Origin of the sequence: Anaeromassilibacillus sp. 1001302B_160321_C8, assembly GCF_015554745.1 — a bacterium.
In the GTDB taxonomy this organism is placed as follows: domain Bacteria; phylum Bacillota; class Clostridia; order Oscillospirales; family Acutalibacteraceae; genus Anaeromassilibacillus; species Anaeromassilibacillus stercoravium.
Window position 1 is genome coordinate 177,507 of the sequence record NZ_JADNJD010000003.1, and the last position, 13,817, is coordinate 191,323.

The following is a 13,817-nucleotide window of genomic DNA, read 5'->3' on the forward strand; positions in this document are numbered from 1 at the left end:
CGCAGTTCTGGCGGAAATCCCTGCCGGAACTGCGCTTGTTCATACTCTGTCAACTACGGTTATTCCCCTGGAAATTATTACGCATCGCCGTAATCGCCCAGTGTGCCAAGGCTCTGCGCCTTTAAGTAAGCGTTGATAAAACCGTCGAGGTCGCCGTCCATCACGGCATTGATATTGCCCGTTTCAAAACCAGTCCGATGGTCCTTGACCAACGTATATGGCATGAAGACGTACGAACGGATCTGGGAACCCCAGGCGATCTCCTTCTGTACCCCCTTGATATCCTCGATACGCTCTAGGTTCTCACGTTCCTTAATCTCCAACAACTTGGATTTCAACATACGCATCGCAACGTCCCGGTTCTGATACTGGCTGCGCTCCACCTGGCAAGAGACGACGATACCGGTCGGGATGTGCGTCAAACGCACAGCGGAAGAGGTCTTGTTGACCTTCTGGCCGCCTGCGCCGCTTGCGCGGTAGACATCCATCTTGATATCGGCCGGGTCGATCTCAATCTCGATGGTGTCATCGATCTCGGGCATAACCTCCAAGGAGGAAAACGACGTATGGCGGCGGCCGGAAGCGTCAAACGGCGAAACACGCACCAAACGGTGCACGCCGCTTTCGCTCTTTAAAAAGCCATAGGCGTTCTCGCCCTCAATCAGAATACTGGCGCTCTTCAGTCCAGCTTCCTCGCCGTCCAGATAGTCCAGCGTGCTCACCTTAAAATTGTGGCGCTCTCCCCAACGGCAGTACATGCGATAGAGCATTTCCGCCCAGTCTTGGGCCTCTGTGCCACCTGCGCCTGCATGAAAAGTGAGGATGGCGTTTTTATTATCATACTCTCCGTTGAGCAGTGTGGAAAGACGCTGTGTCTCCAAGCTCTCACGAATATTTTTCAATTCGTCTTTGGCTTCTGGGAGCAAGGATTCATCCCCCTCCTCATTGCCAAGCTCAATCAGCGCCATCGTGTCATCATAAGCGGCGGTCAATTTCTCATACGCCGCAATTTTATCCTTAAGTGAGCTGGACCTCTGTAAAATCTTCTGAGAATTCTGCGCGTCATCCCAGAATCCCGGCATCGAAGCCTTTGTGTCCAGCTCCGCAATTTCGTTTCGCATACGTTCCAGGCCCAGCGCCTCAGCAAGGTCGTCGATTTCCGGGCGCAGCCCCTCCAGTTCCAGCCTTAATTCATCAAATTGCAGCATACTACCATCCTTAAACATTGATTTCATCTGTGGCAAACCAAACGTTTCCCGTCTAACTAAATTAGTATATCGGATTTTCCGAAATTTGTAAAGAGGCAGCGCACTGCACCACTTTATAGCGCAAGGAAGATACAAGGGATTTACTTTTTCCAATCCTATGCTATAATATAGGAAACAAGACGAAGGGGAGTGGCTTGATGTCGGCTATCTGCAAATGATCGGGCAATAAAAATGTTATCCATCTAAATAGGATGGGTTTTTTGTTGTGCGTTTTTTGCGGATTGTTGTGCAGGCTGGTCTCTTTCCAAATCTATTTTTGGCTGAATTTTTTTGTTGAATCCTTTTTCAATGGCATTGTACAAAAATTGTACAATGCGCTTTTATGCCCAACAAATTCGTCTAGAAAAGCGTACCGGATAACCCATCGTATCGAGGGTTATCCTTTTTTATTGTCCTGACACTGGTATCATACAACTGCATTCTATTGTGTTAAGGAGAATAAAATCAATGAACCGTGAAAACAAAAAGAAACACTTTAAAAAAGGGTATTATAAAACACATGCATGTACGGATAGCTTTACCTGTAAGCAGTGCGGACGCCTGGTGGTCTCTGCAGGAGCCGGAAGCGACCACCGCAACCACTGCCCGAACTGCCTTTCGAGCCTCCATGTGGACATAGAGCCAGGAGACCGCGCATCCGATTGCGGCAGTCTCATGGAACCTGTCGCGGTATGGGTCCGAAAAAACGGAGAGTGGGCGATCATTCATCGCTGCCGCCGCTGTGGAAAGCTTAGTTCCAATCGGGTAGCCGCAGACGACAACCCGATGAAGCTGATGTCCATCGCTATGAAACCCTTGTGTGAACCTCCGTTTCCACTAGAACGTATCGAGGAAATGACCGAACTGATGGCCGGGGACGGTACTATCAAATTTTGATTAGGGCGTTCCGGATGAAAGTTCATCGCCGGCCATCCTTCTAACGATTGAAAAGGCCTATTTTTGCTTCTCGAACCACATATTCACAAAATAAGCGGCCCCCAGCCTGGGGAGCCGCTCTATTTTTGCACTTACAGAAAAGGCAATGAGGCAATAGCCCGGTGAACGCCGGATAGAATCTTTAAGTTCTCCTGAAAAAGGTTCCTGCTTTGGGAACGTTTCTCAAATGCCAAATTCCTTTGCATAAATCACCGCTCCATGGACTGGCTTTGCATCCTCCCGCAGGCGGATCGCCAAAAAGTTTGCGGGTGGCATCCCTTCCGGGATCTCTATGCCGAACGATTCCGCAGGCAGATACCCACAGCGCGGATAGTAGGTTTCGCTCCCCAAGACCAATGAGTAAGCATATCCCAGTCTTCTGGCAATCTGGTGGCCTTCCTGAATCAAAGCGGTTCCAACGCCCCGCCTTTGATACGCCGGAAGCACAGAGAGCGGTGCCAGAACAAGAACGGTATCGCCTCCGACTTTTGCCTCTGTAAACAGGATATGGCCGACAATTTTGCCATCTATTTCTGCAACCAACGAAAGTTCTGGCACAAACGCCTCTCCCTTCCGCAGAGCGGCGACTAGATCCTGTTCGGTTCCATCGCTATGCTCTGCGGAGGCAAATGCCTGCTCCACAAGGGAATATACGGCCTCATAATCGTCCGGCCGTTCTGTTCGGATGTTCATGTTTGTTCCTCCAATCGCGTGTCGTATTGCCCATGGCCCCGCTCTTTCCGGCGTTTCCATCATGTTTCAAGCTTTTTGCCCTCCATGCTTGCTGGGAAAGCTTCTGGCCTTTATGAATGATCTTTATCCTACCACAGCCGCTGGCCTTTGACAAGGAGCAGAGGAACAACCAGGAAGTATGACTCAGGAGTCCATGGGCTGTTACGCTCTTTCGGGCTTAATTTCCCCCTAAAGCCGTATCCGATTCTTCGCCGTTGCCTTTATTGGAACTGCATTTTAAGTACTTAACAACCATTTACAGCTTTTCAATCCAGAATTTGGAGAGCGTTGCATGCAACAGCCGCGTCTTGTCCAGCCGGTTCATCAGATAAATTTTTGAAACGTCTTGGAACGGCTTGAGTGCCAGCATGTCAAACGGCGTATCCGTCGCAGAGCCGCCCTGCTTTGCCACCAAAACGTCACTCAGCACGATGTTTCCATTGTCGTTTGATACAGCGCCGTCAAACGCGGCGGTGGCTACATTGTTACAAGTGATGTCCATAGTCATATGGGTCATGTTCAGCATATATTCATAGTCGTTGTACAAGCCGCCATTGTTGCTGTCCCTCTCGATGCGCAGCTGTGCTGCGGTTGGGCTGTTATAGTAACAGTCCAGAATGACCGTGCCCTCGTTGTCTACCAATTGGAAAAACCTCGATCGGTCCCAGGTGCTTGCAAAGCCGGCATACTCCATGTGCATCCGGAATCCGTTTGTGCATTCACTCAAATCGAATCCGCTGATCGTCACCATCTCCGTGGAGGAACCCGAAGCCGTCGTTTTGAGTCCGTTTTCGGTAAATCCAGACGTCTCATCCCAGGCGAACCCCTCCATGGTACAGGTCGCATTTCCCGTGGAATCCTCCACCGACGGGTCGTCATTGGAACCCGTGGTAAAGTCGAAATAACAGAGATACTCCGGCGTCTCTTCCGCTGTTACAGGAATACTCACCGAAGCACCGTTCCAGTCAAGCGCAAGGTTCAATGTGCCGGAACCCGCCTCGGAAGCCGTCACCGTGACGGTCGCGCCGGACGGGACAGCACTTCCCGCCAGCCCAGTGAGCGCTGCTGTATAGTCCAGCTCCACATTCGCTGTGTTGGGGACATAGGAGACGTGGACCTCCTTCGCCTGTCCCACCTGCAAATCCAGCTTAGAAACATCCGCCGCGATGGATTCCGGGAGTATTTGTCCGGAGATCGCGCTAGTCAAAAAGGTCACCGTATCGGACAGCACTTCTTCCCCGCGTATACCGGTTACGGTGTACACTTCGGAGGCGTTCACAAATGCCACCGGATCGAACTCCCAGACGCAGCCACATTTCACCGGCGCATACAGCGTCTGAACCGGTTCCCCGTCCCGAGAGAGCGTGAGCTGTTCACAGTTCGAGTACACTTTTATTTTTATAGTAGCCGTCTCCCGCAGGCGGAACCGGCGGCTAGTGATGTAACAGACAGGTTGATCCGACCACGCCGCCTGATAGAGGTAGTATATATCTTTTTTTGTTTGACGGTCGCGGGTGATCAGGCCCTTGTCATTGAGGAAAGGTGTACCGCCCTCGTTGCGGTTGGACACAGCAAAGTCGTAGAGGAGCCAAGCCGCGGTATAGACCAGCCAAGGGCGCTCTTGGATCTGCGCGAGGTATGCCTCGTGGAACAGGTTAGCATATTCTTCATCGTGCCGCGCGCCGCCAGATCCGGTCTCGGTGGTCTCCATCGGATTGTCCGAGTGTGTATTGGGATTGTTGCCCGCACCATACTCTCCAACTGCCCAGAATTTCTGTGTTCCAGTGCGATAGGCATCCATCTGGGTACCAAACTGATTAAAGGTACCGCCATACCATCCTTTATATTCATTTGAAGCGATAAAATCCGCCTGCCAATCATCTGGATCAGAACCGTCGAAGGTAGGCCCATAGGCGGTGAAGCCCACATAGCGCGTAGGGTCCAGCATCTTGGCTAGCGCGTAGAATTCGTTATTCCAGGCCACCGCCATCTCAGAAGAAAACCCGCCCTGTGGGGTCCCACCGGAGTTCCAATGCGTGCAATTGAGCTCATTGGAGAGGCCCCAGAACACGATGGACGGGTGGTTGTAGTAATTCCGAATCATGCTCCGCAGGTTTTGTTCAATGCTGTTGTGGTACGCTTCGGAGGCATCTGGACCAAGGTGATTAACCCATGGAATCTCTGTCTGTACAACCAAGCCCAATGCATCGCACTGTTCAAACGCATAGGCATCGTGTGGATAATGGGCAAGGCGCACAAAGTTGCAGCCCAGCTCTGCAATGTCCGCGTAATCGGCATGAAATTGTTCTTGCGTCATCGCGGACATCGCGCCGGGATAGTCTTGGTGCAGCGCTACGCCACGCAGCGGGTAGGGACGGCCGTTGAGTAGGAACCCCTGCTGCGCATTTATAGAAAAATAACGGAAGCCAATGCGCACGCTCTGCTCGTCCACCTTGTCAGGGGCTGCAAGCTCCGCCTTGACCACATACCTGTATGGATCTTCTATGCCGTCCCAGAGGTGTGGGTTCGCAATCTGCCCGTCATAGGATACAACTTGCAGGGTATGCGCAGGGATCTCCGCTAGCACCGTCTCCTCCGCTACGGTTGCACCCTCCGTATCGCATACGGTGAAAGTCACCGCCGCTTGTACGCTACATCCCGACCGGTTGTTTACCGCTGTTTCTACTGTAAAAGCAGCGGCTTGCTCGGAAATATTGTTCTGCGTCACGTGCATCCGGTCCATACCATATGCCTGCGGATCAAAGGAAACGCGCCCAACCCGGCACAGATAGACCTTTTCATGAAGCCCGTTGTTGAGGTTAAAATCCCCGGACACTGGGATCACGTCCTCGGACGGGGAATTGTCGCAGACGATCAAAATCTCATTGCTCCCCTGCGACAGATAAGGGCTTATGTCCACGATGTTCGGCGTGTAGCCGCCTGGATAGGCGTCACAAAAACGGCCATTGACATAAATCTCGCTGGATTGCCCCGCCGCACAGAACACCAGCACAAAGTCGATTGCCGCATCCTCCCGGCTGACAAAAAGATCTTTCCGATAGTACGCCTTCCCGCGGTACATCGAACCGCTCATTCCATCGGAAACATTACAGGTGTGCGGGATATTAACTGTTTCCCAAGAGGACTGGTCTTTGGAAAAAGCCCAGCCTTCGCAGAAATCCACGATTTCGTACGGCACAGCGCTGCGCCCAAACAGTTCCTCCACCGCGTCCCGGATCGCCACCATCCGCGCTTCATACGCCGCAAATTCCGATGGGAGCGGCGAAGGCGCCGACTCCACAGAATTAATGCTACATTTGACATGGAGCATCAATTGGGCGGATTTTTTGATCCGTCCATCCGGAGCCGATGCACGCAACTGCGCATAGACCGGCCCGTCTTCTATCAGATAGGCCCGCCGGATAGGAATCCGCAGCAACAAGTCCCCATCCAACGCTTCCGGCTCTACCGCCCAAATATCTTTTTGTCCTTTTCGCTGGACATCCAGAAAAAAATCCCAACCGGCATATTCCAGCCCAGACATCTGGATATCCAACGTACGAACACCGTTCTCCCCCGCGTAACCGATGTCACATTCCTCATCCGCAGCGGTAAACGTCCAATCCTCATTTAAAAGAATCATGTTACTCCTCCCTTATTTTCCTACTTCAGGATGTCTTATTCCCCTTCATCGCACGCATGGCGTCCACCGCTCCATTGCTTGCTAAGCTCACCAGGAGCGCATTGAGCGGCACCAACGCCCAGACGGTCCAAGGCTGCATCCACCCCCCTGTGGCCGCGGTTGTAACCGCCAGCAGCACCAACGCGATCAGGAAACTAAGCCATTGCGTCGGCACCTTTTTAATAATGCTCTTTAGCAATTGGGTAAATAGGCCTGTACATGCGGTTGCGCCCGCAAAGGTTCCCAATGTCCCCCAACTTAAAAAGCTGTTCATATCCACGAAATACCTCTCCTCCCCAAAACATTCCAATAAATATTACGCGAACCTCTACTGAATATTGTGGCCCTCATCCTCCTCGTGTTTCCTTTTTATTTAGACAATCTGGGCGACAAACCGTTTGACCGGACGTCCTCCAGGCGAGGTGGTGTAGATGCCCGCCATATCCCCTGGTTTGCCAATCGGTACAATTGCTGCCAGCTTGTCCTCCCCGCGGTTGATCGGTACGATGGTCACCACATCTCCCGTCCCTGCGGTCACCTGGAGTTTTGTTGCATTGGTTCCAGAAAATTTTGCCGTATAGTAACCGCCGCGTTTGATCTGTATGGTTCCACTGGTATCGCTTTGCACCTCCTTTTGCTGAAGCCCTTCTAAGATGGCATCGAACGGGAACCGCTCACCAGGACAGTCCGGTTTTGTTTTCGGATTGATTTCGCTATGCCCTACAATATATTCCCGCGTCGCTGGGATGGTGACTCCATAAAGGCGTTTGACCTCCGTAATGATGTACCGGTGCAGTTCGATACTTGCTGTAAGCTGTTCCGGAGTCAAGGCTCCTCCGCTTACGCAGACATGTTCGATGCTAATGGTATAATAATTGGCATTGGTACACCGGTTTCGCACCACCGCAAGGGTGGAATGGCCGTAGTATCGGCTATCCGACGGGCTTATGCTGGTACCGTTGGCCCATGCCGCACGGTCGAGTGCCACCAATTGGTAAATCGCGCCATCTTTGTCGATGACGAAATGGGCCGAAGCTTCTCTTTTAGGGTCGCACAGCGTGGCGAGTGCTCCCGCCGCTGTGCTCCCCGCGGTGATGTGGTTGACAATCCGGTCCGGCTTCCAACCGTACCGGCTCCCGTAGTTCGGGCTTGGATGTTGTTGAATCGTCATGCATGTTCCTCCCTGTACTTGATAGCGTTTCGCCGCATGTAACGCAGCAATCAGCTGCATATATAAATCACTGCGTATTTGGCGCAGCTGCATAGTGTATCCGTCTTCCTCTCTGCACACCGCGAGACGGGCATTCACTGCGGCAATCTCCGCTTGATACTGTGCGATGCTCTCTTCGAATATCTTCCTCACCCCCTGAGGCAAACTTTTGTTCTTTGATTTGACGCATTCGCGCTTGCTCTTGTTTCTCCGGCACACGGATTCCGTCAAGGACCTTCTTGTGCAGGCGAACCGTTTCCTGTAAAGAAAGATGCAAATGCTCTGCAATTTCCTCCCAGGTCTCTCTGCACAGATAGCGCCGTTTCAGGAGTTCCTGGGACTGCTGGCCCGGTGTTGTCCGGATCACATCCAATAGCTCCTGCTTGATGGTGAGAAGCTCGTCAATTTTCCGGTTGATTTCCATCTCCGTGGCGCGATAATGGCGCAATGCTTGGACTGCCATCCCTGGAATCCGCACGGCGCAGGCCCGCCAGGTGGTTTGTATGTCACACAAGCGGTCAATCTTTTGGTCCAGATAGAGGTAACGCTCCAAAAAAGCTTGTTTCTCATCTGTTTTCAATGATCAATCCTCCCCTTTCATTCTTTTATGAGGCACATGATTTCACCGCTTTTTTCATACAATACCGTTAAAGGAGTTGATATTATGAAAATCCGGTGGAAACCGCTTCTCATTCAGTTCGCTATCAGCTTGGGTGTGGCTGGGCTGTCTGCGCTTTCTACGATGAATTCCATGGAACTCTACCAATCGCTCAACCGGCCGCCGCTCTCCCCTCCCGGCTGGCTGTTCGGCGTTGTTTGGACGATCCTTTTTGTCCTAATGGGTCTTTCTGCATACCTGGTTTGGATCACTGATTCCGAGGACAAAAAGCCTGCCCTGCGGCTCTATGGCATCCAACTGGCTGTGAATTTTGTCTGGTCAATTCTATTTTTCTGCCTGCAAGCCTATTGGTTTGCTTTTCTATGGCTACTTTTGTTGTGGGTGCTGATTATCGCCATGATCATCGCGTTCATGAAGGTCTCATTCCCAGCGGCAATGCTCCAAATCCCCTATCTCCTCTGGGTGACCTTTGCGGGGTATCTCAGCCTATTTGTCGCCCTGCTCAACTAAACCGTTTCGTTTGTACAGCCCCAAAAGCATCCTGGTACAAATGCGTCTTAGGATTTCTATGGCGGACGATCCCACATCTTTTGTTCCATCATTCCCCCGCTCCTCTTTCCTAAAAGGGATTGATCATGGATATTTGCCCTTGCTGTCAACCGATAACCCTCTGGGCAGTAGGCGGCGCTTCCGTCCTTCCGGCTAAAAACAGAGCTTATGCCGTATTTCGATCCAGATGCCGTCTCCCCGAAGGGCACCCCTTCCAACCCGTATTTCAGGCAGGCCCCGTGAGCAAATAAAGCCATCCCCCGGTTAGTGGAATGATTGCCAGTCCCCAAATCACGGTTTCCTTCCCAATAGCCAATCCACGGACACATGGAGCGCATCCGCCAGCGGCCCCAGCTCAAAATCGAGCACATGCCGCGTCTGCCGCTCCATATTGGAAAATCCTGTCGGGTAGAGCTCTATGCCATTTTCCCGTATCTTTTCCAAGACATCTTGCCGTTTCATTCTTTGCGCGATTCGCGCCAATTTCATTCGTTTGCCAATCAGATTGTTCTTCTGAACCATCTTACATCCCTCCAAGATATTGATCGAATGGCTTGTGCTAAAAAAATCGAGTTACATGCTTTTGTTTGCCGTTTGTCTACCACTTGCTCTATTCAGTTGAAGCGTTTGTTCTGTTACGATTTTGCAAAAACATCTTTTTAATATATCTATAGTATAGTACATTTGTTCGCTATTTGCAAGCCTATATCGAAAATTTGTTCTGTTTCATGTAAAAAAATTAGGCCCCGTTTTTACAGGACCCAATTCCCAATTTTAATTATTCCTTCTTTTCCATTGCTTTATCCATGGCTGCCTTAACCGTCAACGTGCGGCGATGGCGGTTATTCTCCGCCAATATTTCCTGAATCTGCCGGTTCGTAAAACCGATTTCCTCTTGGAAGGCCCGTGCTGAAACACGCAATGCACCGTGCCCCAGAATAATGAGCTGTTCGGCTGCATCGGAGGTGGCCACCCGGACACGGTACTTCTTCGCAATCTCATAAGTGGTCTTTTCGATGTAAGCATCCGCGGTTTCGGCCTCCTTGGTGTATACCACATAGATATTGTGATAACGGCTCACCTCGCCCACCCCGCCCGGCACCTTGTAGGCATCGAAGACCAAAATTACCTCGCATTTATGAAAGCCTTGGTAATTGCTGAGCAGATCCATCAACACCTGACGGGCTGCGTCGATATTGTCCTTGGCAAGCTCTTTGAGTTCCTCCCAAGCAAAAATGATATTATATCCGTCCACCAGCAAAAATTCCGGCCGGTTGTCCCGCGGTGGCACCGGCCAAAGCTCGCCGGCGCCCGCCGCTTCGCGCTCTGAACGTGGCCGGATCGCCTTGGGCTTAATCTCCCCATATGTGCGCTCAAAGATCGCTTGCAGTTCTTTGTCCTGTTCCAAGCCGCCGGAATACACCACCGCCCGCGGGGAAGCGGCCGCGCCTTCTTCTACAGCTTGCCCGGGCGCTTCCAGATCAAGGCCCTCCAGATGCATGTGATCCCGCACCTGATCCCACTTCACCACAAATCCTGCCCCATGGCTGCAAAATACCGAATCGGCAGGGTTATCTAGATCCTGTTCGCTGTTGTAGCCGACCGCCTCCACAACCTCTTCCTGATTGTGGCATACCTCATACCCTTTCAGCGTGCAAAACAGACGTCCCTGCCCGCGGGTATATGCGGCAACCTCCGCTGCATAATCCCGCATATTCGCTACCGGCGCAGAGCCAGTCAGCACTGCATCATTTCCCAGCGTTTCCGGAGGAGAGATCGTCCCGGCCATGCGTTGTACATCCGACATCGCACGCCCCACATATTCGGCGGGCAGTTCCAAGCGGAAATTGTACCACGGTTCTAAAAGGACACTCTCTGCACACATCAAGCCCTGCCGCACCGCACGATATGTTGCCTGCCGGAAATCGCCTCCCTCCGTGTGCTTCTCATGCGCGCGTCCAGCCACCAATGTGATCTTCATATCCGTGATGGGGGAACCGGTGAGCACGCCCCTGTGGACCCGTTCCTCCAGATGCGTGAGAATTAAGCGCTGCCAGTTGCGATCCAGAACATCCTCGCTACACGCTGTGCCAAATTGCAAACCGCTCCCCCGCGCTCCTGGCTCCAATAATAAATGGACCTCCGCATAATGGCGCAGCGGTTCGTAATGGCCCACACCCTCTACCGGAGCAGTTATGGTTTCCCGGTAAACAATATTTCCCGCGCCAAAGGCCACATCCAAGCCAAAGCGTTCCCGGATAATCCGCTGCAAAACCTCCATCTGTACTGCGCCCATAAGCTGGATATGAATCTCCCGAAGCTGCCCGTTCCAAACAATATGAAGCTGTGGATCTTCCTCCTCTAACTGGCTCAATTTCTGCATAGCGGTGTGGGGGTCATACCCATAAGGCAATAGCACTTGATACGTTAACACCGGCTCAAGGACGGGCGGCTCCGAGGACGCTTCCATGCCCAACCCTTCACCGGGATAGGTCTTGCTTAAGCCTGTCACCGCACAGACGGCCCCAGCGAGCGCTTCATCCACCGCCTGATATTTTGCGCCCGAATAGATGCGAATCTGGTTGACCTTCTCCTCCCAGACCTTTTCCTCCGGCAGGTCGGCCCTGCGGTTGCTCAACAACGCACGGACCTTGAGGCTTCCACCTGTCACCTTTAAATAGGTGAGGCGATTCCCCTGTGGATCCCAAGCGATTTTGTAGATTTTTGCGCCAAACGCCTCCGGGTAGGTTGGGCAGCGCGCATATTGCTCCAACCCATGTAAGAAGGCGTCCACACCATCCAACTTCAGTGCAGAACCGAAAAAGCACGGGAACAGCTTACGCTTTAAGATTAACCCGGCAATTTCACTCTCTGTCACTTCCCCGCGCTCTAAGTAACGGTTGAGCGTATCCTCATCGCACATAGCAACGCTTTCCAAAAAATCCGCCCCGCTCTCCGCGCTGAAATCCACGCAACCGCCGTCAAGACGTGCCTGAAGCTCGCCCAACAGAGTAGCACGATCTGCGCCAGGAAGATCCATTTTATTGACAAACAGGAACGTTGGAATCCGATACCGCTTGAGCAGATGCCAGAGCGTCAACGTATGGCCTTGGACGCCATCCGTCCCGCTGATGACTAGAATCGCATAGTCCAACACCTGCAACGTCCGCTCCATCTCGCTGGAAAAGTCCACGTGTCCGGGCGTGTCCAACAGTGTAATCTCCCATTTGCCCAAGGGCAAGATCGCCTGCTTGGAAAAAATAGTGATGCCGCGCTCACGTTCTAAGGTATCGGTGTCCAGGAAGGCATCCTGATGATCCACCCGTCCAAGTTTTTTGAGGCATCCGCAGCGGTAAAGCATTCCCTCTGAAAGGGTGGTCTTCCCCGCGTCTACGTGTGCCAGGATCCCAACGGCCAATTTTTTCATAGATTGCTTTCTCCAATATCATTTTCTTTGGATATTCCCCGTGCAAGCCGTCCAAAGATTTTGCCGATATCTCCGCATTCATGCGAATGCACTTTTGATCGGATTCCTGGACAAAACCGCCTGGCGGACTCTGCAACATACTCCTCCAACCGCAGGAACCGGTGAGACGTTTCGCAAAACCGAACTTTGCCCGCAATGTGAGGTCAGTGCAGTAATTATAACACATTTTTCTCCCCGATGGAATGCGCAGCCCCTGTGAAAGACAAAGGCTACGAGGAGATTCCTTATGGCTCTAAACCAGCTGGAATCCCTCTACTACATTTCTCCAAGCATACTATCCGATTCTGCGAGTGCATGGATCTTTTGGATGGACTTAAAATGAAGGTTGATCCAATTGACAAACCGTCCAGCCACGATTGCGGACACCACCGTTCCAATTCCGACTCCATTGAATTTTTGGAAAAACAGCAAAGAGAGGATTCCAGCAATCACAATCAATGTAACATCAAAATAAACCTTAACTGTCCCAAATTTAATTTTTGTTGTTTGGGCAAGCGCGCGAACGATTCCTTCCCCAGGGACTACAAGTACGTCTGGCGCCACTTCGATACAGATCCCCAGTGCCAAAATCAAACATCCAAACAACAGGCTCAGGATACGGAGCCACAATGCCTCTGGCTGGAAAAAGGAAAGTGCGCTCATGCTTAAATCGATCAACCCACTGAACAGCACATTCACTAAGATCTGAAAGAACTGGATTGGATGGAAATCCTTCTTCAAGAGGACAACCTGCAACAAAATAAAAAGGATATTAAATAAGAAAGTCCACATTCCAAAACTGATGGATGGGAACTCTAAGCTAAAGACATAAGGGATGCTGGAAATCTGGGAGGTCCCCATAGCGCTTTTTGTGACAAATGCAATGCCAAACGAATTGATCGCAACACCTAAAATAAAAAACACATAACGATAAATCCACTTTTTCATTCAGACTCCTCCTCTAAATTTGTAATCAATAAGCGTAAGGTATGTAAAAACTGCTGTTGCTCGTCCGGTGGAATTCCTCGAAATGCCTTCGTATCAACATCTATACAAATGGCTTTCACCTGCTTGGCCAGTGCCCTTCCCTGCTCTGTCAAATAGATATGGGATGCACGCTTATCGGATGGATGTCCCTTCCGATAAACCAAATTTTGCCGTTCCATACGGACGAGCAAATTAGCGATAGTGGATTTGTCGATGACACATCCTTCCCCGATCTCCTTCGCCATCACCCCGTCCTTTTCCAGCAAAAACTCCAAAATCTTTGGCTGCCCAGGGAAAAGACCCAAAGCCAAAATCTGTTGTAAAATAGCCCGGTTACTATAGTAGAATCCCTTCCGCAGCAAAACATGCAATTCTCTATCTAGCATCAT

12 protein-coding genes are annotated in these 13,817 nt (G+C 51.4%); 2 read left to right on the plus strand and 10 right to left on the minus strand.

The genetic code is table 11. The features are described 5' to 3' along the window. Positions 1-77 precede the first annotated feature (77 nt). Positions 78-1,208: a peptide chain release factor 2 gene (prfB, locus tag I2E77_RS03610; protein ID WP_191362997.1), complete on the minus strand. Its 1,131-nt coding sequence runs from the start codon at positions 1,206-1,208 to the stop codon at positions 78-80. A 507-nt stretch (positions 1,209-1,715) separates the two neighbouring features. On the opposite strand from prfB, the gene I2E77_RS03615 reads away from it, so the two are divergent. Beyond that, positions 1,716-2,144: an RNHCP domain-containing protein gene (locus tag I2E77_RS03615; protein WP_087234722.1), complete on the plus strand. Its 429-nt coding sequence runs from the start codon at positions 1,716-1,718 to the stop codon at positions 2,142-2,144. Positions 2,145-2,366: 222 nt separating this feature from the next. Here the strand turns inward: I2E77_RS03615 and I2E77_RS03620 are convergent, their stop codons facing one another. The 5 genes from I2E77_RS03620 to I2E77_RS03640 form a co-directional block, all read right to left on the minus strand. Then, a complete protein-coding gene (locus I2E77_RS03620) occupies positions 2,367-2,876 on the minus strand; it encodes a GNAT family N-acetyltransferase (protein ID WP_087234721.1) in 510 nt (169 codons plus the stop codon). A gap of 295 nt (positions 2,877-3,171) precedes the next feature. Further along, positions 3,172-6,558 (minus strand): glycoside hydrolase family 2 protein, encoded by a 3,387-nt coding sequence (locus I2E77_RS03625; protein ID WP_087234720.1) that lies wholly within the window; start codon positions 6,556-6,558, stop codon positions 3,172-3,174. 25 nt (positions 6,559-6,583) lie between these two features. Continuing rightward, on the minus strand, positions 6,584-6,871 hold the full coding sequence (locus I2E77_RS03630) for a hypothetical protein (RefSeq protein WP_140400387.1): 288 nt from the start codon (positions 6,869-6,871) through the stop codon (positions 6,584-6,586). 99 nt (positions 6,872-6,970) lie between these two features. Further along, positions 6,971-7,768 carry an N-acetylmuramoyl-L-alanine amidase gene (locus I2E77_RS03635; protein ID WP_191363001.1) on the minus strand — a complete coding sequence of 266 codons (798 nt, stop codon included), beginning with the start codon at positions 7,766-7,768 and terminating at the stop codon, positions 6,971-6,973. Between the two features lie 67 nt (positions 7,769-7,835). Beyond that, positions 7,836-8,387, minus strand: a complete 552-nt coding sequence (locus I2E77_RS03640) for a hypothetical protein (RefSeq protein ID WP_087234717.1) — start codon at positions 8,385-8,387, stop codon at positions 7,836-7,838. Positions 8,388-8,471: 84 nt separating this feature from the next. Here I2E77_RS03640 and I2E77_RS03645 point away from each other — a divergent pair, with 84 nt between their 5' ends. Continuing rightward, positions 8,472-8,936 (plus strand): TspO/MBR family protein, encoded by a 465-nt coding sequence (locus tag I2E77_RS03645; protein ID WP_087234716.1) that lies wholly within the window; start codon positions 8,472-8,474, stop codon positions 8,934-8,936. 330 nt (positions 8,937-9,266) lie between these two features. On the opposite strand, the gene I2E77_RS03650 is transcribed toward I2E77_RS03645, so the two are convergent. The 4 genes from I2E77_RS03650 to I2E77_RS03665 all read right to left on the minus strand — a co-directional run bounded on the left by I2E77_RS03650 (position 9,267) and on the right by I2E77_RS03665 (position 13,814). Further along, complete coding sequence (locus I2E77_RS03650; protein ID WP_087234714.1) at positions 9,267-9,497, minus strand: helix-turn-helix domain-containing protein; 231 nt, start codon at positions 9,495-9,497, stop codon at positions 9,267-9,269. 256 nt (positions 9,498-9,753) lie between these two features. Further along, entirely contained in the window at positions 9,754-12,402 is a 2,649-nt protein-coding gene (locus I2E77_RS03655; protein WP_191395770.1) for a translation factor GTPase family protein, read from the minus strand. Positions 12,403-12,717: 315 nt separating this feature from the next. Beyond that, positions 12,718-13,389 (minus strand): YczE/YyaS/YitT family protein, encoded by a 672-nt coding sequence (locus I2E77_RS03660; protein WP_195450651.1) that lies wholly within the window; start codon positions 13,387-13,389, stop codon positions 12,718-12,720. Continuing rightward, positions 13,386-13,814 (minus strand): MarR family winged helix-turn-helix transcriptional regulator, encoded by a 429-nt coding sequence (locus I2E77_RS03665; RefSeq protein ID WP_195450652.1) that lies wholly within the window; start codon positions 13,812-13,814, stop codon positions 13,386-13,388. The genes I2E77_RS03660 and I2E77_RS03665 overlap by 4 nt, the downstream gene beginning before the upstream one ends. Positions 13,815-13,817 lie beyond the last annotated feature (3 nt).